The organism is Pseudomonas sp. PB3P13 (genome assembly GCF_054897735.1).
On the sequence record NZ_CM142702.1, the window covers coordinates 2,128,734 to 2,153,346 of the forward strand.

At 60.0% G+C, this 24,613-nt stretch carries 18 protein-coding genes; 12 read left to right on the top strand and 6 right to left on the bottom strand.

Annotated features, from left to right (window positions below; genetic code table 11):
* Complete coding sequence (gene mtnC, locus ACYZT1_RS09800) at nucleotides 1-684, top strand: acireductone synthase (protein WP_462018747.1); 684 nt, start codon at nucleotides 1-3, stop codon at nucleotides 682-684.
* A gap of 170 nt (nucleotides 685-854) precedes the next feature.
* Here mtnC and ACYZT1_RS09805 read toward each other — a convergent pair whose 3' ends face one another.
* Nucleotides 855-1,133 carry a DUF3509 domain-containing protein gene (locus ACYZT1_RS09805; protein ID WP_462018748.1) on the bottom strand — a complete coding sequence of 93 codons (279 nt, stop codon included), beginning with the start codon at nucleotides 1,131-1,133 and terminating at the stop codon, nucleotides 855-857.
* Nucleotides 1,134-1,467: 334 nt separating this feature from the next.
* On the opposite strand from ACYZT1_RS09805, the gene ACYZT1_RS09810 reads away from it, so the two are divergent.
* Together ACYZT1_RS09810 and ACYZT1_RS09815 are read left to right on the top strand one after the other, a co-directional pair.
* Nucleotides 1,468-3,303: a long-chain-acyl-CoA synthetase gene (locus tag ACYZT1_RS09810; protein ID WP_462018749.1), complete on the top strand. Its 1,836-nt coding sequence runs from the start codon at nucleotides 1,468-1,470 to the stop codon at nucleotides 3,301-3,303.
* Between the two features lie 96 nt (nucleotides 3,304-3,399).
* Nucleotides 3,400-3,918 (top strand): ankyrin repeat domain-containing protein, encoded by a 519-nt coding sequence (locus ACYZT1_RS09815; protein ID WP_462018750.1) that lies wholly within the window; start codon nucleotides 3,400-3,402, stop codon nucleotides 3,916-3,918.
* A 48-nt stretch (nucleotides 3,919-3,966) separates the two neighbouring features.
* Here ACYZT1_RS09815 and ACYZT1_RS09820 read toward each other — a convergent pair whose 3' ends face one another.
* Both ACYZT1_RS09820 and xthA read right to left on the bottom strand, forming a co-directional pair.
* Nucleotides 3,967-5,307 (bottom strand): substrate-binding domain-containing protein, encoded by a 1,341-nt coding sequence (locus ACYZT1_RS09820; protein ID WP_462018751.1) that lies wholly within the window; start codon nucleotides 5,305-5,307, stop codon nucleotides 3,967-3,969.
* A gap of 76 nt (nucleotides 5,308-5,383) precedes the next feature.
* A complete protein-coding gene (gene xthA / locus ACYZT1_RS09825; protein ID WP_462018752.1) occupies nucleotides 5,384-6,196 on the bottom strand; it encodes an exodeoxyribonuclease III in 813 nt (270 codons plus the stop codon).
* 167 nt (nucleotides 6,197-6,363) lie between these two features.
* On the opposite strand from xthA, the gene ACYZT1_RS09830 reads away from it, so the two are divergent.
* The 7 genes from ACYZT1_RS09830 (at nucleotide 6,364) to ACYZT1_RS09860 (ending at nucleotide 17,677) form a co-directional block, all read left to right on the top strand.
* Nucleotides 6,364-7,014, top strand: a complete 651-nt coding sequence (locus ACYZT1_RS09830) for a GNAT family N-acetyltransferase (protein WP_462018753.1) — start codon at nucleotides 6,364-6,366, stop codon at nucleotides 7,012-7,014.
* Nucleotides 7,015-7,078: 64 nt separating this feature from the next.
* On the top strand, nucleotides 7,079-8,806 hold the full coding sequence (locus tag ACYZT1_RS09835; RefSeq protein WP_462018754.1) for an autotransporter assembly complex protein TamA: 1,728 nt from the start codon (nucleotides 7,079-7,081) through the stop codon (nucleotides 8,804-8,806).
* On the top strand, nucleotides 8,803-12,471 hold the full coding sequence (locus ACYZT1_RS09840) for a translocation/assembly module TamB domain-containing protein (RefSeq protein WP_462018755.1): 3,669 nt from the start codon (nucleotides 8,803-8,805) through the stop codon (nucleotides 12,469-12,471). The genes ACYZT1_RS09835 and ACYZT1_RS09840 overlap by 4 nt, the downstream gene beginning before the upstream one ends.
* 266 nt (nucleotides 12,472-12,737) lie before the next feature.
* A complete protein-coding gene (locus tag ACYZT1_RS09845) occupies nucleotides 12,738-13,208 on the top strand; it encodes a MarR family winged helix-turn-helix transcriptional regulator (RefSeq protein ID WP_462018756.1) in 471 nt (156 codons plus the stop codon).
* Nucleotides 13,205-14,680 (top strand): efflux transporter outer membrane subunit, encoded by a 1,476-nt coding sequence (locus ACYZT1_RS09850; protein ID WP_462018757.1) that lies wholly within the window; start codon nucleotides 13,205-13,207, stop codon nucleotides 14,678-14,680. Before ACYZT1_RS09845 ends, ACYZT1_RS09850 begins: the two co-directional genes overlap by 4 nt.
* A 5-nt stretch (nucleotides 14,681-14,685) precedes the next feature.
* Nucleotides 14,686-15,891 (top strand): HlyD family secretion protein, encoded by a 1,206-nt coding sequence (locus ACYZT1_RS09855; protein WP_462018758.1) that lies wholly within the window; start codon nucleotides 14,686-14,688, stop codon nucleotides 15,889-15,891.
* 256 nt (nucleotides 15,892-16,147) lie between these two features.
* Complete coding sequence (locus ACYZT1_RS09860) at nucleotides 16,148-17,677, top strand: DHA2 family efflux MFS transporter permease subunit (protein ID WP_462018759.1); 1,530 nt, start codon at nucleotides 16,148-16,150, stop codon at nucleotides 17,675-17,677.
* A 126-nt stretch (nucleotides 17,678-17,803) separates the two neighbouring features.
* Here the strand turns inward: ACYZT1_RS09860 and lpxH are convergent, their stop codons facing one another.
* Both lpxH and ACYZT1_RS09870 read right to left on the bottom strand, forming a co-directional pair.
* On the bottom strand, nucleotides 17,804-18,556 hold the full coding sequence (lpxH, locus tag ACYZT1_RS09865) for a UDP-2,3-diacylglucosamine diphosphatase (RefSeq protein ID WP_462018760.1): 753 nt from the start codon (nucleotides 18,554-18,556) through the stop codon (nucleotides 17,804-17,806).
* Nucleotides 18,553-19,056 carry a peptidylprolyl isomerase gene (locus tag ACYZT1_RS09870; protein WP_462018761.1) on the bottom strand — a complete coding sequence of 168 codons (504 nt, stop codon included), beginning with the start codon at nucleotides 19,054-19,056 and terminating at the stop codon, nucleotides 18,553-18,555. Before ACYZT1_RS09870 ends, lpxH begins: the two co-directional genes overlap by 4 nt.
* Before the next feature lie 264 nt (nucleotides 19,057-19,320).
* On the opposite strand from ACYZT1_RS09870, the gene ACYZT1_RS09875 reads away from it, so the two are divergent.
* The gene (locus tag ACYZT1_RS09875; RefSeq protein ID WP_462018762.1) at nucleotides 19,321-21,018 is read left to right on the top strand and encodes a glutamine--tRNA ligase/YqeY domain fusion protein; all 1,698 of its coding nucleotides are present in this window, start codon (nucleotides 19,321-19,323) and stop codon (nucleotides 21,016-21,018) included.
* A 17-nt stretch (nucleotides 21,019-21,035) separates the two neighbouring features.
* Nucleotides 21,036-22,418: a cysteine--tRNA ligase gene (cysS, locus tag ACYZT1_RS09880; RefSeq protein WP_462018763.1), complete on the top strand. Its 1,383-nt coding sequence runs from the start codon at nucleotides 21,036-21,038 to the stop codon at nucleotides 22,416-22,418.
* A 226-nt stretch (nucleotides 22,419-22,644) separates the two neighbouring features.
* Here the strand turns inward: cysS and ACYZT1_RS09885 are convergent, their stop codons facing one another.
* Nucleotides 22,645-24,477 carry a sigma-54-dependent Fis family transcriptional regulator gene (locus tag ACYZT1_RS09885; RefSeq protein WP_462018764.1) on the bottom strand — a complete coding sequence of 611 codons (1,833 nt, stop codon included), beginning with the start codon at nucleotides 24,475-24,477 and terminating at the stop codon, nucleotides 22,645-22,647.
* Nucleotides 24,478-24,613 lie beyond the last annotated feature (136 nt).

Here is a 24,613-nt window from a genome sequence, read left to right on the forward strand (position 1 = left end):
ATGCCGATCAAAGCGATTCTGACTGACATCGAAGGCACCACCAGCGCGGTGAGTTTTGTCTTCGACGTGCTGTTTCCCTATGCCGCCAGCCATCTGCCGGCGTTCGTGCGCGAGCACGCCGACCGTGCCGATGTGGCCGAGCAGTTGAATGCCGTGCGCCAGGACAGCAATGAACCGGGCGCCGATGTCGAGCGGGTGCTGAAGATTCTGCTGGGGTGGATCGCCGAAGACCGCAAGGCCACTGCGCTCAAAGCGTTGCAGGGCATGGTGTGGGAGCAGGGTTATCAGGCTGGAGAATTAAAGGGCCATGTTTACCCGGATGCCGTTGAAGCGCTCAAGCGTTGGCATCAGGAGGGGTACTCGCTATTCGTTTATTCCTCGGGCTCGATCCAGGCGCAAAAACTGATTTTTGGTTGCTCGGACGCGGGGGACTTGTCGCCGCTGTTCAGCGGCTATTTCGACACCACCTCCGGACCCAAGCGAGCCGCGCAGTCTTACGAGCGCATCACGCAGTCAGTTGGCGTGGAGGCTGCGCAGATTCTGTTTCTATCGGACATCGTGGAGGAGCTGGAGGCCGCGCGTCTGGCTGGAATGGCGACCTGCGGTGTCGCTCGTGAAGGCGGGACGCTGGTGGGGCATGTGACGGTCGACAGTTTCGCGCGGATTGATCCAGCCACCTTCTAACTGTCAAAACCCGATACCTGCGCAAGCAAGACCCGTGGTACGAGCCTGTGGGAACGAGCCTTGTGGGAGCAAAGCTTTGCTCTTACAACATCGCGTCTTGCGTGGTACAGAAACAACTCAGGCCGTGAAGCGGAAGCTCTCACGGCCTGTCTGTTTGTGGCATTGAATCTTTACAGCGAGTGATAAGTCGGCAGGGCAAAACGTTGCTGGCTTTGCAGCATCGAAATTTGCGGCAGTTCACTCGCTTGTTCGGCCAGATCACGGCGGATGGCACTGATGACCCACGACAGTTGGTCGCCAGCATGCAATTGCTGGTAGGAAATCGAGCGTTTGAACACGCGGCCTTCGTTGCTGCGCAGGGTGAGCAGAATGCCACCGTCAGGACGAGGCTGGGTGGTCACATCGAAGTTGGAGAACAGGGACGAAAATTTTTCTTGAATCAGGCTCATGTCTTTCAGCTCCGTTTGTACATGATTGGCAAGCATGTACAGGTATTTGCAGCCTTTGTGCCAGTCACAGAGATTAGAAATTATTCTTTAAAATCAATAGGTTAAAAATTTCTTACAGTTTCAACTTCGTGCAATCTGCATGAATGGGCATCGGGCATCCTGCATTTTGAGAGATCCGCATTGCTTCCACGGAACCAAATCCGCGACAGGTAATCGCGACCACCCGTGGATACAAAACATTGCAAAAACCGCGTGTACACCGTCCGAAGCGCTGACGTATTTTCGGGTTCAAGCCAACGCCGCCCGACAATAAAAAGATTCAACGGGAGCCAACATGAGTCGCACGTCAGACCTCATCACCTGGAGCATGATGCTGCGCAAGCTGCCAGCCATTGCCAAAGCCATTCCGCGCGTGGTGAAAGGCATGAAAGCGGCCAACGTCACGGACCCGACTCAAGTGTGTGGTCTGGGCTGGAGCTTCGAGCAAGCCACCTTGCGCAATCCCGAAGGGCCGGCTTTGTTGCAAGACGACAGGGCGCTGACCTACTCCCAAGTCAATCAGTGGGCCAATCGCATCGCTCATCACCTGATTGCGCAGGGGATTTGCAAGGGTGATGTGGTGGGGGTGTTCATTGAGAACCGCCCTGAGCTGCTGGTGACGATTCTTGCCGTGGCCAAGACGGGTGCCATCAGCGTCTTGCTGAACACCTCGCAAACCCGCGAGCCGCTGGCCCACAGCCTGAACCTGGTGGCGCCGGCGGCCATTATCGTCGGCGAGGAACTGGTGCCGGCGTTTTCAGCCGTTCGCGAGTGCACGTCCATTGAGGCGGCGCGGACCTGGTTTGTCGCTGATCACGCCACTGATCGCCACCCGGGCATCGCGCCCGACGGTTTCGTTAATTTGATCAGCGCCTCGGTCGACTGTTCCTCAGAAAATCCGGCCACCAGTGCGCAGGTTTTCTTCGACGACCCGTGCTTCTACATTTACACCTCGGGCACCACCGGGCTGCCCAAGGCAGGCGTGTTCAAGCACGGTCGCTGGATGCGCAGCTCGGCCAGTTTCGGCATGATCGCGCTGGACATGCAGCCTGACGACGTCGTTTATTGCACCCTGCCGCTGTATCACGCCACCGGACTCTGCGTGTGCTGGGGATCGGCGATCTGCGGCGCTTCGGGGTTTGCCATCCGGCGCAAATTCAGCGCCAGTCAGTTTTGGAGCGATGTCCGCCAGTACCGCGCGACCACGCTCGGCTACGTCGGCGAGTTGTGTCGCTACCTGGTCGATCAACCGCCCGGTAGCGACGACCGCGACCACCGCGTGAGCAAAATGATCGGCAATGGCCTGCGCCCCGGCGCGTGGCATGCCTTCAAAACTCGCTTTGGCGTCCAGCACATCTGCGAGTTGTACGCCGCCAGTGACGGCAACATAGGCTTCACCAACGTGCTCAACTTCGATAACACCGTCGGGTTTTCGCTGATGGCCTGGGAGTTGGCGGTGTACGACCACGACAGCGGCGCGCCGATCCGTGAGGCCGATGGTTTCATGCGCAAAGTGGCCAAAGGCGAGCAGGGGTTGTTGCTGGCGAGGATCGACGACAAAGCGCCGCTGGACGGTTACACCGATCCGCAGAAAACCGAAAAAGTGGTGCTGCATGATGTATTTGCGAAGGGCGACCGGTACTTCAACACCGGTGACCTGCTGCGCAACATCGGCTTCGGCCACGCGCAGTTTGTCGATCGCCTGGGGGATACTTTCCGCTGGAAAGGCGAGAACGTCTCGACCACTGAAGTCGAGAACATCCTCCTGCAGCACCCGAATATTTCCGAGGCCGTGGCCTATGGCGTGGAAATCCGCAACACCAATGGCCGCGCCGGGATGGCGGCAATTACGCCTGCCGAATCATTGGCGACCCTGGATTTCAGCGAACTGCTGGCGTTCGCCCGCGAGCGGTTACCGGCGTATGCCGTGCCACTGTTCCTGCGGGTGAAGGTGAAAATGGAAACCACCGGGACGTTCAAGTACCAGAAGACCCGGCTCAAGGATGAAGCTTTCGACCCGGACAAGACCGGCGACGATCCGGTCTATGCCTGGCTGCCGGGAACCGACACCTACGTGCAGGTGACCAAGCCATTGGCGGCGCAAATCAGCGACGGCCAGCACCGTTATTGAATGTCGCTATGGCGATCCTTCAGAAAAAAGAAGTGACAGTCTCGGGGCCGCTCGGGACACTGTCGGTCTTGCGAATAATTGAAAGTGGAGCCCCCGATGTCAGAACAAAGCCGCCAGATGACCCCCGAAGAAGCCGCTGAATTTGCCGAACAGGTATTCAACAAGGCGCGAGAGGGCGATGCGGCCATGATGGCTGCGCTGCTGAGCAAAGGCCTGCCGCCGAATCTGCGCAACCATAAGGGCGACACTTTGTTGATGCTCGCCGCTTACCACGGCCATGTCGAGACCGTGAAAGTGTTGCTGGAACACAAGGCCGATCCGGAAATTCGCAACGACAACGGGCAAAGCCCGATTGCCGGCGCCGCGTTCAAGGGGGATCTGGCCACCGTCACGGCGTTGGTCGAAGGTGGCGCGCAAGTGGAAGGCTCGTCGTTCGACGGTCGCACCGCACTGATGATGGCCGCGATGTTCAACCGCGTTGCCATCGTTGACTACCTGATCAGCAAGGGCGCCGATCCACAAGCCAAGGACGCCAACGGTGTGTCAGCGCTGGACGCAGCAAAGACCATGGGCGCAGTCGACACCACCGCGCAATTGCAAAAGCTCCTCGCCTGACCCAGCCTCTGTAGCAGCTGTCGAGCTTGCTCGGCAGCTGCTAATAGGTCAATACACCCAAACTTCCACCCGCCGATTCTTGATCCGGCCCTCATCCGCGCTATTTGTCGCCACCGGCATCTCGGCGCCGAACCCGCGAATCTCGCGAAACACCACGCCGCTTTTGACCAGCTCCCGACGTACCGCCATCGCTCTTAATTTTGAGAGCAGATCGGCCCGCGCCGGATCGCTTTTGGCATCGCCGAAGCCCACCAGCGTTACTTGCCGATCGGTTTTGTCGTGCTGCTTCAAGTAATCCAACACCCGGGACAAGTCCTGACGCGCCTTGTTATCGAGGGTCGCGCTGCCTTCTTCGAAACGGAAATTCACCGTCAACCGCTGCGCATGCCGGCTGAGCGCCTGATAGGCCTCGGGCATCAGCGCATTGGGCGTGACGCTCATGGCCTGCACGGTCTGCGCGATGAATCCGTTCGCCGCCACGATGGCCTGGCCCTTGCTGCTTTGGGCAAACGTCACCAGCGCCTGAGCCCAGGAATTCTTGCCACTCGGGGGCAGATAAAAGAACAGTCGCCGCGACAGCGGATAATCTTCCGTCGCGATCAGACTGTTGTGCGGCAGCATCGCTTGAGAAGAACCGTCCGCAATCGCTACGGCTTTGGCCTGACGCACGTAAGGCAGGCCGATGAAACCGATACCGTGTGGATCGCGGCTGACAGCGTCGGATAATTGCTCGCTGGATTCGAAACGTCTCGCAGTATCGCTCAGGGATTTCCCACGGCGGCTGAGGACAATTTCCTTGAACGTGTCGAACGTGCCTGACTGGTCATCCCGCGCATACAGGTGAATCGTCCCACCGCTGACGCCGACGTCTTCCCAGGTTTTCGCCTCGCCACTGAAGATTCGCGCCAGTTGCTCGGTGTTCAGTTGAGTCAGCGGGTTTTGCGGATGGACGATGATTGCGAGGCCATCGATGGCGATGACCTGCTCGGCGCCCGCGGATTTCAGATCGCCAAGGGATTGCAGCGCGGCGAGTTCGCTGTCCTTGATCGGTCGAGAAGAGGCGGCGAGGTCGGCAGTGATATTTTTCAGGGCGGTAAAACCGGTGCTCGAACCGTGGGCGGCGATTTGCACCACAACGCGCTGGCCCCCGACTGTTTCACTGATCACGCTCAGTTCGTTGACGTGGTCCGACACCTCGCGACGCACCTTGAGCAAGCCTTGCTCACGCATCAGGCCTTCGACCAATGCCGGGCCGAGCGCCGCGCCAATGGTGTTGGAACCCTGAATGCGCAGGAGCGTGCCTTGGTTGCCGATCGGCAAATCTGCGGCCGACGCCGTCAGGGGCAGGCCTGCGCAGAGCAACCACAGGAAAAACACGCGCAGGGTCATGCCGGCACCTAATCAAGCCAGGAAAGTGCGGGGAGATTAAGTCAGTAAGATGTCGAAGAGATGACGATCTTTGATTTCAGCTCAATTCGAGCCAGATCGGCGCGTGATCCGAAGGTTTTTCCATGCCACGCAGATCGTAATCGACACCGGCATCCTTCACTCGCGCCAGCAAACCGTGGGAAGCCATGATCACATCGATGCGCAGTCCACGCTTGGGCTCATCTTCAAAGCCGCGGCTGCGATAGTCGAACCAGCTGAAACGGTCCGAGACGTCCGGATTCAAATGGCGGAAGCTGTCCACCAGGCCCCAGTTCTTCAAGCGCGCCATCCACTCGCGCTCTTCCGGCAGGAAGCTGCATTTACCGGTTTTCAACCAGCGCTTCATGTTGTCCGCGCCGATGCCAATGTCGCAGTCTTGCGGGGAAATGTTGACGTCACCCATGACTACCACGGGCTGGTCGTTGCTGAACCGGCTTTCGAGCAGTTGCTGCAGGTCGCCGTAGAATTTTTGCTTGGCGGGAAATTTGGTCGGGTGATCGCGGCTTTCACCCTGTGGGAAATAGCCGTTCATGATGGTCACCGGCACACCATTGGCGTCGGCGAAAGTGCCCCAGATGAAACGGCGCTGGGCGTCTTCTTCATCGGTGGGGAAGCCTTTGTGCAACGTCAGCGGCTCCTTGCGCGACAGCAGCGCTACGCCGTAGTGACCTTTCTGGCCGTGGAAATAGACGTGATAACCGAGCGCCTGCACCTCGGCCAGCGGGAACTGGTCGTCGTGGACCTTGGTTTCCTGCAGGCCGATCACGTCGGGTTGATGCTTTTCTATCAGCGCCGCCAGCTGATGCGGGCGAGCACGCAGCCCGTTGATGTTGAAGGAGACGATTTTCATGGTCGGCAGTCCTTGGAAAAAGGGCGATGCTAGCCGACCTGCGGGAATGGGGCCAGTAGTCGATGAACATCCGGCAGTGGTCTATACCTGTGGGGAACTGTCCCGGCCCAGCAAGGCTCGTACAACAAGAGCGCAGTCATCTAGCTGCGCCAGGGGAGATCTACCGTATGCCCGAAACCTCGACTGCCATCGCCGATATCCACATGCTCGACAGCGGCTACTCCCGCGAGGCCCGCTCATTGCTTTACCAGGCCTACCGTCACGAACCGACCTTCGCTTTTCTATTCGAAGCTGAACGCCCCGGTTACGAACAGCGCGTGCGCGCCACGGTGCGCGAGCTGGTCAAGCAGCATTTTCTGCAGGACTTGCCGGCGATCGGTCTGTTGGTCAATGACCGTTTGATCGGCATCGCCCTGATCGCGCCCCCGCAGCGTCGTCTGGGCGTCACGGAAAGCTGGGCATGGCGCCTGCGGATGGTCCTCAGCACCGGGTTTCGCTGCACCCGTCGCTACCTCGAATACCACGCGGCCGTGATGGCGTGCGTGCCGTCCGACTCGGTGCACCTGTTGCCGTTGCTGGGCATACATCCGCAATTGCAGGGGCAGCATTTCGGCGAGCAACTGCTGCAAGCGGTCCATAACTGGTGTGCGGTGGATGAGCATTCTCAGGGCGTGGTGCTCGACACGGGGAATCCTCGTTATCTGGAGTTCTACAAGCGTCAGGGCTATGAGGAAATCGGCGAAGTGGCTGTCGGACCGATCCGCGAGCATGTGTTTTTCCACGCCAACCCTCAGGTGCTGCAGACCGCTAGCGCCTGAAGGTCGAACTTTTCCTTACATCCCGGGCTCTATCACGCTCCCGAGCTCGTGATAGCATCCGCCCATGAAGTTTCCAGGAAGAATTACCGGCGGCGTGCTGATGCTGATCACCAGCTGCGCGGTGCTGGCGCAAAGTGAATTGGATGTGCGGATCAAACCGTCCAACGATGAGCTCAAGGCCAATATAGAGGGCTATATCGGCAGCCTCGGCGATCGCGATGAAGAGGCCTTGCTGCGCTTCAGCCGTGGAGCCGAAGAACAGGCGCGCAAAGCCGCCCAGGCCTTGGGTTATTACCAGCCGCAGATCGACAGCGACGTCACCGGTGGCAAGACCCCGCGTCTGGTCCTGACCATCGTCCCCGGCGAACCGGTGCATTTGCGCAATGTCACCTTGCGTGTCGATGGGCCGGCCGCCAGCCTCAAATCCTTTCGTTTGCCCAAAAGCGCTTCGCTGCAAACCGGCGCTGTGCTCAACCACGGCCAATACGAAGACGCCAAGCGGCTTATCCAGAATCAAGCCTCGCGCTACGGTTTTTTCAGCGGACGTTTCACCCGCCAGAAACTGGCAGTCGATCCACGAGCCGGTGTAGCCGACATCGAGCTGGTTTACGAGAGTGGTCCGCGTTATGCCCTCGGCAAAGTCAGCTTCGAGGGCGACACGCCGTTTGATGAAGACCTGCTGCAACGCATGGTGCCGTTCAAGTCCGGCGCGCCCTACGATTCCGAACTGATCGCCGAACTGAGCCAGGCGCTGCAATCGAGCGGTTATTTCGAAGGCGTACGCGTCGATGCTGCCCCTACGGCCTCAAAGCAGAATGTAATCCCGGTCGACGTCAAACTCGAGACCCGCAAGCCGCGAACCATGGGGCTGGGTGTCGGCTACTCGACCGATGTCGGCCCACGGGTCAAAGCCAACTGGACACGCCACTGGGTCAACCCGCAAGGCCACAGCTACGGCTGGGAAACCGAAATCTCCGCGCCACGGCAAAACGTCGGACTGTTTTACGACATTCCGCTGGACCCGCCACTGACCGATAAGCTGCGCTTCGCCGGTGGCTATCAAAGCGAAGAAATCGCCGACAAGGACAGCCTGAGCAAGCTGCTGACGCTCGGCCCGGAATGGCACAGCAAATTGCCCAGTGGCTGGCAGCGCGTGGTTTCGTTGAAGTGGCAGCGCGAAGAATATCGCCTGGGTGATGATTCCGGGTTGAGCACGCTGCTGATGCCCGGCGTCAGTTATTCCTACCTCAAGAGCGATAACCGCATCGATCCGCACAACGGCTATCGCCTGCAGTTCGAGACAAAGGTCGCCAAGGAAGGGCTGGGGTCCGACAACAATCTGCTGTACGGCACGGCGTTGGTCAAAGGCCTGACCACGGTGTTCGATAAACACCGTCTACTCGGTCGGGTGCAGGTCGGCGGCAGTGCCACCAACGGCTATAAATCGGTGCCGCCGTCGCTGCGCTTTTTCGCCGGTGGCGATCAGAGCGTGCGCGGCTACGACTACCAGAGCCTGTCGCCGGAGAACTCCGATGGCGACCGCATCGGTGGTCGCTACATGATCACCGGCAGCGCCGAATATCAGTATTCGGTGGCCGAGAAGTGGCGTATCGCGACGTTTGTCGATCAAGGCAATTCCTTCAATTCGCTCGATCTGCCGGACCTCAAGACCGGTGTCGGTATCGGCGTGCGCTGGGTTTCACCGGTGGGGCCGATTCGCCTCGATCTGGCTCATGCGCTGGACGACGATGGCGGCATTCGCTTGCACTTTTCCATGGGGCCTGAGCTGTGACGCGCGGTTTGAAGATAACACTGCTGGCGATTTTGGCGCTGCTGATGCTGATCATCCTGACGCTGGCCACTGTGCTGGGTACCGCAACCGGCAGTCGCTGGGCACTGGGTTGGGTGCCGGGTTTGAGCGTCGACAATTTTCAGGGGCGGCTGGGCGGGCAATGGAGCGCCGACCACCTGATCTGGCAGCAGGACACCCGTCGGGTTGAACTGGGCAAGGTGATTTTCGCCTGGTCACCGTCATGCCTGATGCGCATGACCCTGTGCATCGAGCAGTTGAAGGCCGATCAGGTCAGCCTGCAATTTGCGCCTGGCCCGGAAGACGCCAGCAGTGGGCCGATCATGCTGCCGGACCTCAAGTTGCCCTTGGCGCTGGAACTGGGGGACGTGCAGATCGGCAGCCTGATGTTCAACGGCAGCGAAGAACTCAAAGGCTTGCAACTGGCGGCGCACTGGACCGAACAAGGCCTGCAGATCGACTCCGTGCAATTGCAGCGCGACGAGCTGAGCCTCAATCTGTCCGGTTTGCTGCAACCGTCGGGCGACTGGCCGCTGAGGGCCGAGGGCAAACTGACGTTGCCGGCCCCGCAGCCGTGGGCACTCAATATGAAAGTGGACGGCGATCTGCTGAAAACGTTAAACCTTAAAGCCGACAGCAGCGGCTACCTGAACGGGCAACTGACCGGCCAGTTGCAGCCCTTGCTGGAAAACCTCCCGGCCAGGGTGCGTATTACCGCCAATGGCTTCAAACCGGCGGCGGATTTGCCCGACACCCTGCAACTCAATAACGTCGAACTTACCGGCGATGGCGACCTGAAGAACGGTTACCAATTGCATGGCACCGCCACGCTGCCGGGAGACAAGGGCCCGGTCGCATTGTTACTGCAAGGCAAAGTCGACGCCAGCGGCGCGCTAATTGCCGGCCTTGACCTGACCGCCAACGACAAGCAAAACCTCAAGCTGAGCGGCGTGATCGACTGGAGCGAAGGTCTGAGCGCGACGGCAAAAATCGACTGGCTGGACTTCCCCTGGCACAACCTCTATCCGCTGATCGACGAGCCGGCCGTGGCGCTGCGCAGTGTCAACGGTGAAGTGTCTTACACCGACGGCAACTACCTCGGCAATTTCAAGGCTGCGCTGGATGGCCCGGCCGGGGCGTTCAGCCTGACCAGCCCGTTTGCCGGTGACCTGACGAAAATCCACCTGCAACAACTGCAATTGGTGGCCGGGCAGGGCAAGGCTGATGGCCACCTGAACCTGCAATTCGCCGACGGCATCGCCTGGGACACCGCGCTCGATTTGTCGGCGATCAATCCCGCGTATTGGGTGGCTGAGTTGCCGGGCATTCTGGCCGGACCGCTGCGCAGCAAAGGCGAATTGAAGAACGACAAACTCAGCCTGAATGCGGACCTGGATTTGAACGGCAAGCTGCGCGGTCAACCGGCGGTGATTCAGGCCAAAGCCGATGGCGATGGCGAGCAGTGGACGCTCAGCGCTTTGCAGATTCGTCTGGGCGACAACAGCATTAACGGCAAGGGCAGCCTGCAACAGAAGCTGGCCGGGCAGATCGACATCAAGCTGTCGCGACTGGCCCAGCTCTGGCCGCAATTGCGCGGGCAGCTCAATGGCCGCGTCGATGTCGCCGGCACACTCAAGGCGCCGCAAGGCAAGCTCGTCCTGCAAGGCACGCAACTGGCCTTCGAAGACAATAGTCTGCAACGCCTGAACCTCGACGCGACGCTCGACAGTGCGCAGCGGGCGAACATCGATCTCAAGGGCAGCGGCATTCAGGCCGGTGAAACATCGCTGGGCACGCTGACTGCCAGCGCTCAGGGCGACATCAGGAAGCAGAAACTGACCCTCGATTTGCTCGGGCCGAAGCTTAAACTGGCGCTCGGCCTCGACGGCACACTGGATCAAGGTAACTGGCGCGGACGCTTGGCCAGTGGTGCTGTTGAGGCCGGCGGTCAGAACTGGAAACTGCAAAATCCGGCGAAGCTTGAGCGCCTGGCCGACGGCAAAATCAACCTCGGCGCACATTGCTGGTTGTCCGGACCCGCCAGCCTGTGCGGCGAAGACCAGCGGCTGATGCCAGAGCCGAAACTGCGTTACCAGCTCAAGCAGTTCCCGATCGAGAGCCTGGCGCAGTGGATGCCCAAAGATCTCGCCTGGCAGGGCCGCCTCAATGCCAACCTGCAACTGGACCTGCCGGCCAGCGGCCCAAACGGCCAGATCAGCATTGACGCCAGCGGCGGCACCCTGCGTATGCGCGATAAAGGCCAATGGCTGGATTTCCCCTATCAGACGCTGAAACTCACCAGCAAACTCACGCCAAAACGTATCGACACCGACCTCAACTTTGCAGGCGGCAAACTCGGTGAGTTGATGGTTCAGGCGCAAATCAATCCACTGCCGGCCGACAAGCCGCTGAGCGGTTCCTTCCGTCTCAGCGGTCTGGATTTGTCGGTGGTGCGGCCGTTTGTGCCGATGGTGGAAACGCTGAACGGACGCTTGAACGGGAGCGGCACGTTGTCCGGCGGCCTGATGGCGCCGTTGGTCAACGGCAACTTGCTGCTAAGTGACGGCGAAGTGGCCGGCCCGGAATTGCCGATGGAGCTGCGGGATTTGCAGGTGAAAGCGCAGATCGCCGGTGAAACCGTACAGCTGAACGGTGGCTGGAAAAGTGGCAAGAGCGGGCAGGGCAGCTTGACCGGCGATATCGCCTGGGGTCAGGCGCTGGTGGTCGACCTGGCGCTGAAGGGCACGCAATTGCCCGTCACCGTCGAACCGTACGCCGAACTTGAAGTGGCGCCGGATCTGAACATTTCGATGAAGGACGACAAACTGGCGATTGCCGGCAAGGTTCTGGTGCCGCGGGGCGATATCACCGTGCGCGAGTTGCCGCCCTCAACGGTCAAGGTGTCCGACGACACTGTGATCATTGGCGAGCAGACCGAAGAGGGCAAGCCGCCGATGGCCATGGCGATGGACATCGACGTGGTGGTCGGTGACGACAAACTCAGCTTCAGCGGATTTGGCCTGACCGCCAACCTGAAAGGGCGCGTGCACATCGGCGACAACATGGACACGCGCGGCGAGCTGTGGCTCAACGACGGCCGTTACCGGGCCTACGGCCAGCGGTTGACCGTGCGTCGCGCGCGACTGCTGTTCGCCGGGCCGCTGGATCAGCCGTATCTGGACATCGAAGCGATTCGCCAGACCGACGATGTCATCGCCGGTATCCGCTTGAGCGGCAGCGCCGAGCAGCCGACCACGCAGATTTTCTCGGAGCCGGCGATGAGCCAGGAGCAGGCGTTGTCCTATCTGGTGTTGGGGCGTCCGTTGAGCACCACCGGCGAGGACAACAACATGCTGGCCCAGGCCGCGCTCGGTTTGGGTTTGATGGGCAGCTCGGAGGTGACCAGCAGCATGGCCAAGAACCTTGGCATCGAGGATTTCCAGCTCGACACCGAGGGCAGCGGCGATGAAACCAGTGTGGTCGCCAGCGGCAACATCTCCGAGAAACTCAGCCTGCGTTACGGCGTCGGCGTATTCGAGCCGGCCAACACCATTGCCTTGCGCTACAAGCTGAGCAAAAAGGTCTACGTCGAAGCCGCCAGTGGCGTGGCGAGTTCGCTGGATATCTTCTACAAGCGGGATTTCTAGAGCCTGCCGAGCCCTCTGTGGTGAGGGGGCTTGCCCCCGTGGGGCCGCCAGCGACCCACTAATCTTCGACCTCGGTTATTTCCGAACCAGAAAAAAAGATGACTGCTGCGCAGCCAACCGGGGGTAAATCCCCTCGCCACAGGGTTTGTGATGCATCGCTATCGACTAAATACCAAGCAACCTAACTATTGCGTTGACATTCCCTGCCTAGGCAGTAATATCTCGTCACACATTCTCTGCCTAGGCAGCTAATCGGTGACCAGACGATGCATTTCACCCCTGATGATTTTCAGAACTGCCACCTCGGTCTCTTGCTCGGGCGCGCAGCGTTGCTCAAGGACCGGATCATCGACACGCACATGGAACCGCATGGCATCACTGCCGCGCAGTTCAAAGTGTTGATCATCATGGCGCAAATGGGCGTCGATACCCCGGCCGAGCTGTGCCGGCACCTGTCGCTGGACAGCGGCTCGATGACCCGCATGCTGGATCGTCTGGAACAGAAAGGCTTTCTCGACCGTCAGCGTTCCGAGGCGGATCGCCGCCAGGTGCGGCTGGTGCTCACCGGGCAAGGCCAGCAGCTGACGGACCGTTTGCCAGAGATCGGCGCCGATGCGATGAACGAACTGGCCGGCGCGATCACCGCCGAAGAGCTGAAAATCCTCGAACACATTCTGCATAAAATCCTGGCAGCAGCCGGTGACTCCATCACCCTGCAGCGGATAGGTAAACCATGAACAGTAAAACCTTGCGCACCGGCCTCAGTCTGGTGCTGCTGACCATGACCCTGGCCGGTTGCGCCAGCTACAGCGGTCTGACCACTGAAGGCGTGAGTCTCGACGCGAAAGATCTCAAGGCTGGGCAGTCGTTCGATGGCGTGACGTTATCACCGGCGGCCTGGCCTCAAAGCGACTGGTGGAAAAACCTCGGTGACCCGCAACTCGACGGTCTCATCCGCGAGGCGTTGCGTGACAGCCCGGACATGCAAATTGCGGACGCCCGCGCGCACCAGGCCAGTGCTGCCGCTTACGCCGCCGACGCCGAACGCATGCCGACCCTCGACGCCAGCGCCGGCATCAGCCGTGCGCGGCTGGCGCGGGATCAGGACCCAAGCGGGCAGGGCGGCTCGTATTCGACCTTGCGCAACCTCGGTGCCAGTTTCAATTACAACTTCGATCTCTGGGGCGGTCAGCGTGCCGCCTGGGAAGCCGCGCTTGGCCAGGCCCGCGCCGCTGAAGTCGATCAACAAGCCGCGCAGTTGACCCTGTCTGCCGACGTCGCCCGCGCTTACAGCGATCTCGGTCAGGCACACATTGTTTACGACCTGGCCAGCGAAGACCTCAAGCGCACCCGGCAGATGCTCGACCTGAGCAAACGTCGCCTGAGTGCCGGGATCGACAGCGAGTACCAGTTTCAGCAGACCGAGAGCCTGGAGGCCACGTCACAAGCCAGCCTGATCGACGCCGAGAAACGCCTGCAGACCGCAAAAATCGCCCTGGCGGTATTGCTCGGCAAAGGCCCGGATCGCGGCAACGAGATCGCCCGACCGACAATTCTTCAGGCCAGCGCCGTGGCATTGCCGTCGGTGCTGCCAGCCGAATTGCTCGGTCGTCGCCCGGACCTGGTCGCCGCGCGCTGGCGTGTCGAGGCCGCGAGCAAGAATATCGATGCCGGCAAAACCCGCTTCTACCCCAACCTCAACCTGAGCGCTGCAGCGGGTGTCGAGTCGTTGTTGGGCGATGCGATGTTTGGTTCGGCCAGCCGCTTCTTCAATGTCGGGCCGACAATCTCGTTGCCGATTTTCGACGGCGGCCGTTTGCGCGCCGACCTCGATTCGCGCGACGCCGATTACGACCTCGCGGTGGCGCAGTACAACAAAAGCCTGGTGCGTGCCCTCGGCGATGTCAGCGACACCATCAACCAGTTGCGTGACATCGGCCGGCAGATCGGCGCGCAGCAGCACGCCACCGACATCGCCCAGGATTCTTACAACACCGTGGTTCAGCGTTATGGCTCCGGCATCGGCAATTACCTCGACGTGCTCAGCATCGAACAGCAATTGCTCCAGGCTCAGCGACAACTGGCCAACCTGAATGCCGAGCAGATCGACCTGTCGATCCAGCTGATGCAGGCGCTGGGGGGCGGTTTTCAGGATGAAACCCGAACCGCCGCCGCAAATGCGCCACACAGCACAACTCTTTCAAGGTAATTGTCATGGCCACTGCCGAAGCAACTCCTGCTGCAAACAATCAAGCGCCTGACACGAGCAACCCGCGCAAACGCAAAATCATGTTGGTGGTACTGGCCATTGTGGTAATGCTTGCCGGTCTTGGCGTCTGGGCTTATCACGAGTTTTACGGGCGCTGGAACGAGAGCACCGATGATGCTTATGTGAACGGCAACGTGGTGGAAATCACCCCGCTGGTCACCGGCACCGTGGTCAGCATCGGCGCTGACGACGGCGACCTGGTGCATGAAGGCCAGGTGTTGATCAATTTCGACCCGAACGACGCACAGGTCGGGCTGCAAAGTGCCCAGGCCAATCTGGCCCGCACCGTGCGCCAGGTACGCGGTTTGTACAGCAACGTCGATGGCATGAAAGCTCAGGTCAACGCGCAACAGGCCGCAGTGCAAAAGGCCCAGGATAATTTCAGCCGCCGTAAAAGCCTGGCGGCTGGCGGGGCGATTTCCCAGGAAGAACTGTCCCACGCTCGCGACGACCTGACCTCGGCGCAGAACGCGCTGGCCAATGCCCGCCAGCAGCTCATCACCACCAGCGCACTGGTCGATGACACGGTGGTATCGTCGCATCCGGATGTGATGGCGGCCGCCGCGCAATTGCGTCAGGCCTACCTGACCAACGCGCGCAGCACCCTGATCGCGCCGGTTACCGGTTATGTCGCCAAGCGCACCGTGCAACTCGGTCAGCGCGTGCAACCGGGCACGGCGCTAATGGCAGTGGTTCCACTGGATCAGTTGTGGATCGACGCCAACTTCAAGGAAACCCAGTTGCGTGACATGCGCATTGGTCAGCCGGTTGACATTGAGGCCGACCTGTACGGCAGCGACGTCAAATACAGCGGCACCATCGATAGCCTCGGCGCCGGTACCGGCAGCGCGTTTGCTTTGTTGCCCGCGCAAAACGCCACTGGCAACTGGATCAAAATCGTCCAGCGGGTGCCCGTGCGGATTCACATCAATGCGCAAGAGCTTGCAAAACATCCATTGCGCGTCGGGCTGTCGACGCAGGTCGATGTGAACCTGCACGACCAGAGTGGCCCGGTGCTGGCGCAACAGCCGCCGCAAAAGGCTTCGTTCAGTACCACGGTTTATGACCGCCAGTTGGCCGAGGCCGACGAGATGATCACCCGGTTGATCCACGACAACAGCGCCATGGTCAGCAAGACCGCCAAGCGCTGATTCCGATTCAGTGCGTGCCTTTGTGGCGACGGGATTTTGTGATGGACGGGCTTTTGTGGCGAGGGGGCTTGGCGGGACGCCGCACCGCCCCGTTGGACTGCGCAGCAGTCCCATCTCTTGAGGCCCCTTCGCGACCTAGCGGGGGCAAGCCCCCTCGCCACAGGAAGTCCTCACTGCAGGAACCCTCTCGCCACAAAGTTCGCCCCCCCAGGGTTCGCTGCATTTTTAGCGCCCGTTCAGTTTCAAAGGATTCGCGATGAGCAATAACGCGTCTTTCACGCCGCCCAGCCTGCTGCTCAGCACCATAGGCCTGTCGCTGGCGACGTTCATGCAGGTGCTCGACACCACCATTGCCAACGTCGCATTGCCGACGATTTCCGGCAACCTGGGGGTCAGTTCGGAGCAGGGCACCTGGGTCATCACCTCCTTCGCCGTGAGTAACGCCATCGCGCTGCCATTGACCGGTTGGCTCAGCCGGCGTTTCGGCGAGGTGAAGCTGTTTTTGTGGGCGACCATTCTGTTCGTGGTCGCCTCTTTTCTGTGCGGCATCTCCACCTCGATGCCGGAGCTGATCGGTTTCCGCGTGCTCCAGGGGCTGGTGGCCGGCCCCTTGTACCCGATGACACAGACGCTGCTGATCGCGGTTTATCCGCCGGCGAAGCGCGGCATGGCCCTGGCACTGCTGGCGATGGTCACGGTGGTGGCGCCGATTGCCGGGCCGATTCTGGGCGGCTGGATCACTGACAGTTACAGCTGGCCGTGGATCTTCTTCATCAACGTGCCGATCGGGATTTTTGCGGTGATGGTGGTGCGCCAGCAACTCAAGGCGCGCCCGGTGGTGACCAGTTATCAGCCGATGGACTACGTCGGTCTGATCACCCTGATCATCGGCGTCGGCGCGTTGCAGGTGATCCTCGACAAGGGCAACGACCTGGACTGGTTCGAGTCGAATTTCATTATTGCAGGCGCGGCCATTTCAGTGATTGCGCTGGCGGTGTTCGTGATCTGGGAAATGACCGATCAGCATCCGGTGGTCAATCTGCGGCTGTTCGCCCACCGCAACTTTCGCATCGGCACGATTGTGCTGGTGCTGGGCTATGCGGGGTTCTTCGGGATCAACCTGATTCTGCCGCAATGGCTGCAAACCCAGATGGGCTACACCGCGACCTGGGCCGGTCTGGCCGTGGCGCCGATTGGCATTTTGCCGGTGATTCTGTCGCCGTTCGTGGGCAAGTACGCGCATAAGTTTGACCTGCGGTTGCTGGCCGGGCTGGCGTTTCTGGCGATCGGTTTGAGCTGCTTCATGCGCGCCGGGTTCACTAACGAAGTGGACTTCCAGCACATCGCTTTGGTCCAGCTGTTCATGGGCATTGGCGTGGCGCTCTTCTTCATGCCGACCCTGAGCATTCTGATGTCCGATCTGCCACCGAGCCAGATCGCCGATGGCGCCGGTCTGGCGACTTTTTTGCGGACGTTGGGCGGGAGTTTCGCGGCGTCGCTGACATCCTGGATCTGGATTCGCCGGGCGGATCAGCATCATGCCTATATGAGCGAAAGCATCAGCACCTATGAACCGGCGACCCGCGAGGCGCTGAACAGTCTGGGCGGGGCAGGGGATGCGGCGTATGCGCAGCTGGATCACGTGCTGAGCAGTCAGGCATACATGCTGTCCACCATCGACTACTTCACATTGCTCGGGTGGGCGTTCATGGCGTTGATCGTGATCGTGTGGCTGGCGAAACCGCCGTTTGCGGCGAAGGCGGGGCCTGCGGCCAGCGGCCACTGACCCAACGCGGTCGAATTGTAGGAGTGAGCCTGCTCGCGATAGCGTTATCACATTCAACAACTTAGTTGACGGATACGCCGCTATCGCGAGCAGGCTCACTCCTACAATGGGTTTTGCGTTGGGCCATTAATTGGCGGGGGCCGCCAGCTGCGGTGGCGGCGCAAAGTCGAACGGCGCCAGTGCAAATCCGTTCTCGTCCACCTGCAACGCCCAGCCCTGACGATCCCAGTCGCCCAGCACAATCCGCTTCGCCGCCTCGTCGCCAATCTGCAACTTGTGAATGGCCGGCCGATGGGTATGCCCATGAATCAGGGTTTTCACACCGAATGCCTGCATGAGCCGCGGTACTTCTTCCGGCGTGACATCAACGATGTCATTGGCTTTCATCCGCGTCTGCGCACGGCTTTCGCTGCGCAATTTGCGCGCGAGTTTATGCCGTGTGCCCAGCGGAAGATGGCGCAGGATGAACAGCGTGAGCGGATTTCGCAGATAGCGTCGCAGCTTCATGTAGCCAACGTCGCGGGTACACAGGCTGTCGCCGTGCATCAACAGCACCGGCTCGCCATAAAACTGCACGACAGTCGGGTCCTTCAACAGCGTACAACCGGCCTGTTTGCAAAAGGCCTGGCCGATCATGAAGTCGCGATTGCCGTGCATCAGAAAAATCGCCGTACCGCTGTCGCTGAGTGCGCGCAGGGCCTGGCAGATGGAACGCTGAAAAGGTGTCATGGCATCGTCGCCAAGCCACGCCTCGAAAAAGTCACCGAGTATATAAAGTGCACTCGCCGAACGGGCACGCCCGGCGAGCAAATCCAGAAACGCCCGGGTAATGTCCGGGCGTTCCTCTTCCAGATGCAAATCTGAAATCAGCAGTATCACTCAATGATCTCGGCTTTCTCGATGATCACGTCGTCTGCAGGTACGTCTTGATGGCCAGCCTTGGAGGTGGTGGCGACGCCTTTGATCTTGTCGACGACTTCAGTGCCGGAAACCACTTTGGCGAATACTGCGTAGCCCCAACCCTGCGTGGTCTTGGCGCTGTGGTTCAGGAAGCTGTTGTCAGCCACGTTGATGAAGAACTGCGCGGAGGCCGAATGCGGCTCCATGGTGCGGGCCATGGCGACGGTGTATTTCTCGTTCGGCAGGCCGTTGTCGGCTTCGTTCTGGATGCTTGGGCGCTTGTCTTTCTTTTCTTTCATGCCTGGCTCGAAACCGCCGCCCTGGATCATGAAGTTACCGATGACGCGGTGGAACACCGTGTTTTCGTAGTGACCGGCTTTGACGTACTCGATGAAGTTGGCAACGGTCAGCGGTGCCTTTTCAGCGTTCAGTTCCAGGACGATGTCGCCGTGGTTGGTGGTCAGTTTGACTTGGGTCATGATCGGTACTCTTTTATGGAGAAGCGTGTTCAGTGAATTCGTGGGTTTCGGGGCGTTTGGGCCCCTGACCGGTCCGGCCAACAGCAGCCAAGGTGCGCAGTTTAGCGCGACAGGCGTGAATTTCGAGGCGGTTTTTCAAAACAGGGCATTAAACGCAGCTGATTTAGGGCCTGCTCTGTCAGCGACTTGACGGCATCGGCTATGATAGCGGCTTTGTTTTGTCTGGCTGTCTTCCGGCCGCGCACTTGTACGTTCAAGGATCCTATGAGCAAGCCCACTGTCGACCCTACCTCGAATGCCAAGACCGGCCCAGCCGTGCCGGTCAATTTCCTGCGCCCGATCATCCAGGCGGACCTGGACTCGGGTAAGCACACGCAGATCGTCACCCGTTTCCCGCCTGAGCCCAACGGTTACCTGCACATCGGTCACGCCAAGTCGATCTGTGTGAACTTCGGTCTGGCCCAGGAATTCGGCGGCGTCACGCACCTGCGCTTCGACGACACCAACCCGGCCAAGGAAGACCAGGAATACATCGACGCGATCGAAAGCGACGTCAAATGGCTGGGCTTCGAATGGTCGGGCGAAGTGCGCTACGCCTCGCAGTATTTCGACCAGTTGCACGACTGGGCCGTCGAGCTGATCAAGGCCGGCAAGGCCTACGTGGATGACCTCAGCCCGGAACAGGCCAAGGAATATCGTGGCAGCCTGACCGAGCCGGGCAAGAACAGCCCGTTCCGTGATCGCTCCGTGGAAGAAAACCTGGACTGGTTCGCCCGCATGCGTGCCGGCGAATTCCCGGACGGCGCACGTGTGTTGCGGGCGAAGATCGACATGGCCTCGCCGAACATGAACCTGCGCGATCCGATCATGTACCGCATCCGTCACGCCCATCATCACCAGACCGGCGACAAGTGGTGCATCTATCCGAACTACGATTTCACCCACGGTCAGTCGGACGCCATCGAAGGCATCACCCACTCGATCTGCACCCTGGAATTCGAAAGCCATCGTCCGTTGTACGAGTGGTTCCTCGAGAACCTGCCGGTGCCGGCGAACCCGCGCCAGTACGAATTCAGCCGCCTGAACCTGAACTACACGATCACCAGCAAGCGCAAGCTCAAGCAGCTTGTGGATGAGGGACACGTTCAGGGTTGGGACGACCCGCGCATGTCCACACTGTCCGGTTTCCGCCGCCGTGGCTACACGCCGAAATCGATCCGCAACTTCTGTGAAATGGTCGGCACCAACCGGTCCGACGGCGTGGTCGACTTCGGCATGCTCGAATTCAGCATCCGCGACGACCTCGACCACAGCGCCCCACGCGCCATGTGCGTGCTGCGTCCGCTGAAAGTCGTGATCACCAACTACCCGCAAGGCCAGGTCGAGAACCTCGAACTGCCTTGCCACCCGAAAGAAGACATGGGCATGCGCGTGCTGCCGTTTGCCCGCGAAATCTACATCGACCGTGACGACTTCATGGAAGAGCCGCCGAAAGGCTACAAGCGCCTTGAGCCGAACGGCGAAGTGCGCTTGCGTGGCAGCTACGTGATCCGCGCCGACGAAGCGATCAAGGACGCCGATGGCAATATCGTCGAACTGCGTTGCTCGTACGATCCGCAAACCCTGGGCAAGAACCCTGAAGGCCGCAAGGTCAAAGGCGTGGTGCACTGGGTGCCGGCGGCGGCCAGCGTCGAGTGCGAAGTGCGTTTGTATGATCGCCTGTTCCGCTCGCCCAACCCCGAGAAGGCTGAAGACAGCGCCAGTTTCCTGGACAACATCAACCCTGACTCCCTGCAAGTGCTGACCGGTTGTCGTGCTGAACCCTCGCTGGGCAACGCACAGCCGGAAGACCGTTTCCAGTTCGAGCGCGAAGGTTACTTCTGCGCAGATATCAAGGACTCGAAACCAGGCGCGCCGGTATTCAACCGTACCGTGACCTTGCGTGATTCGTGGGGCCAGTGATTCAAGGAACCTCTAAAGTGCTTTCGATCTACAACACGCTCACCAAGAGCAAAGAAGTTTTCAAGCCGCTGGATGGCAACAATGTGCGCATGTACGTCTGCGGGATGACCGTGTACGACTACTGCCACATTGGCCACGGTCGCAGCATGGTCGCGTTCGACCTGGTGACCCGCTGGTTGCGCTTCAGTGGTTACAACCTGACGTACGTGCGCAACATCACCGACATTGACGACAAGATCATCAATCGCGCCAACGAAAACGGCGAGTCGTTCGATGCGTTGACCGAGCGCATGATCACGGCGATGCACGAAGACGAAGCGCGCCTGAACATCCTCAAACCAGACATGGAACCGCGCGCCACGGCTCATATTCCCGGCATGCTGAGCATGATCCAGACCCTGATCGACAAGGGTTACGCCTACGCCCCGGGCAATGGCGACGTGTACTACCGCGTCGCCAAATTCATGGGCTACGGCAAACTGTCGCGCAAGAAAATCGAAGACCTGCGCATCGGCGCGCGGATCGAAGTCGACGAGTCGAAACAGGACCCGCTCGACTTCGTTTTGTGGAAGGCAACCAAGCCAGGCGAGCCGAGCTGGCCTTCGCCGTGGGGCGACGGACGTCCGGGCTGGCACATCGAGTGCTCGGTGATGTCCACCTGCTGCCTCGGCGAGACGTTCGACATTCATGGCGGCGGCAGCGACCTCGAATTCCCGCACCACGAAAACGAAATCGCCCAGAGCGAAGCGGCCACCGGCAAGACCTACGCCAACGCGTGGATGCACTGCGGGATGATTCGCATCAATGGCGAGAAGATGTCCAAGTCCTTGAACAACTTCTTCACCATCCGTGATGTGCTGGAAAAGTATCACCCGGAAGTCGTGCGTTACCTGCTGGTGTCGAGCCATTACCGCAGCGCAATCAACTATTCGGAAGACAACCTCAGGGACGCCAAAGGCGCGCTTGAGCGTTTCTACCATGCGTTGAAGGGGCTGCCATCGGTGGCACCTGCCGGCGGCGAAACGTTCGTGACGCGGTTTACCGAAGTGATGAACGACGACTTCGGCACACCGGAAGCCTGCGCGGTGCTGTTCGAGTTGGTCCGCGAGATCAATCGCTTGCGCGAGACTGATCTTGCTGCGGCGGCGGGCCTGGCAGCGCGTTTGAAGGAATTGGCCAGCGTGCTGGGTGTGTTGCAGCTTGAAGCCGATGACTTCCTGCAGGCCGGTGCTGAAGGGCGAGTTGATGCGGCACAAGTCGATGCGCTGATTGCTGCACGTCTGGCGGCCCGTGCTGGCAAAGACTGGGCTGAGTCCGACCGTATCCGCGATCAGCTGACCGCGATGGGCGTGGTGCTGGAAGACGGCAAGGGCGGCACGACGTGGCGGTTGGCTGACTGATTGCTGCTTTTGCTGTGCCATTTTAAAAAACAAAACCCGCCTTGTGCGGGTTTTTGTTTATGCGCGAGGTGCAAAAGTGGCCGTGTCCCGGCTTACGCCATCGCGAGCAAGCTCGCTCCCACACTGGATCTCCGCTAGTTTGAGTTTTGGGTGCACTTCATTCCCCTGTGGGAGCGAGCTTGCTCGCGATGTCCTCCTGCCGAACGCAAACAGTGTGAACGACCGGTCACTCAGCCTGCCGCAACCGCTTGTAAAGCGTATTGCGACTAACCCCCAGCCGCCGGGCCAAATGCGAGATATTCCCGCCGGCCGCCTGCAACTGCCGATTCAAATCCTGCGCATCATTCAAATCCACGGTCAACGGCTCTGGCGAATCCACCAGTTCCATCTCCAGATCGACAAAAAAATCATCTGGCAAATGCTCTGGCCTCACCGGCTGTTCTTCCGCCATCGCCAGCGCCACTTGGACCACGCTGCTAACCTGCCTTAAATTTCCCGGCCACGGATGACGGCTGAATAATTCCATCACTTCACGGCTCAAACCGGCCCACTGCGCCGGTTCCCGGTGCTGCTCCCAGATACGCTTGAACAAGGCCTGTTTGTCGGAGCGCTCGCGCAATGGCGGCAATTCGAGCGTCAAGCCGCCGATGCGGTAGTACAGGTCTTCACGAAACCGCCCCAGCTGAACCTGCTCGCGCAACGCGCGGTTGGTCGCAGAGATGATGCGGATGTCCACCGGGAACAGCTCGCTGCTGCCGACCGGTTGCACGCACCGTTCCTGCAACACTCGGAGCAGTCGCGCTTGTGTCGGCAGTGGCATATCACCGATTTCATCGAGAAACAGCGTGCCTTTGTCAGCCTTGCGGATCAGGCCGATGCTGCCTTTTTGGTTCGCACCGGTGAATGCGCCTTTCTCGTAACCGAACAACTCGGACTCCACCAGTTCGGCGGGGATCGCTGCGCAGTTAACCGCGATAAACGGCTGTTTGCTGCGAGAGCTGGCCTGATGCAGGGCTTTGACGAAGACTTCTTTGCCCACACCGGTTTCGCCGTGGATCAACAGTGGAATATCCTTTTCGAGCAAACGTTCGGCCTGGCGCATCGCTTTCTCCACCCGGCTGTCACCGAAGTGCAACGAGTTGAGACTGATGACGGTGGACGCAGCCACGCTGGGTTCGGCAAACACCCTTGCCTGAATGGGCACCTGCTTTGGTCGCTTGAGCAAACACTGGAAACGGTTGCGTCCCGAAGCTTGCAGGGCAAACGGCAACCCTTCCGGCTGATTCAGCAGTTCCAGCAGGGAGACCTTGAACAGACTCTCAACGCTGACCCGCGACAGGCTGACGCCCAGCAGATTATCGGCGCGGCGGTTGGCGGAAAGCACCTGACCGCTCTCATCGAAAATCAGCAATCCCGCCCACTGACTGTCGAGATTATTGAGTCCGGTGTTGAAGGTCAGCTGAAAGTGCTGACCGTGAAAGAGGTTGAGGATCAGCCGGTTTTCCACGGTCTGGCTCATCATCTTGACCATGCCGAGGGTGTGCGAGGGCGGCAGGTAGCTGTCGCTGGAGACGTCGAGCACCGCAATCACCTTGCGTTCGGCATCGAAGATCGGTGCAGCGGAACCGGTCATGAAGCGGTTGGCCTTGAGGAAATGTTCATCGTGTTCAATATGCACAGCTTGCTCGCAGGCCAGCGCCGTACCGATGGCGTTGGTGCCGCTGCAACGCTCCATCCAGCTGGCGCCGGCGCTGAATCCGCGGGTCAGGTTCGGCTCGATGAAGCGCTGCGTACCCCACGAGGTCAGCACCTGGCCCTGATTGTCAGCAAGCATGATCAGGCAATTGGAATTGCTGAGAATGTTTTCGTAGTAGGGCAACACTTCCTGATGCGTGGTTTGCACCAGTGAATGCTGACGTTCGAGTAACTGCGCGATGTCCGCGGCGGGCAACTGATCGAACGCCGGGGCGCTCTGGTGATCGAGGCCAAACGCACGGCATCGGGACCAGGAGTCCTGGATGATGGCGTCGTGGGAGAGCGGCAGGGCAGGTGCGGCCATGGCAATCGATCTCTGAGATTTTTATTATTTTTGTTATCGGTAAACGCGTTGTCGTTAAACGTAATGCCTGACTCGATCCCAGTAGCAGCTGGCGCAGCCTGCGTCCTTGCGGCATATCTGATACACCGGGGCATTT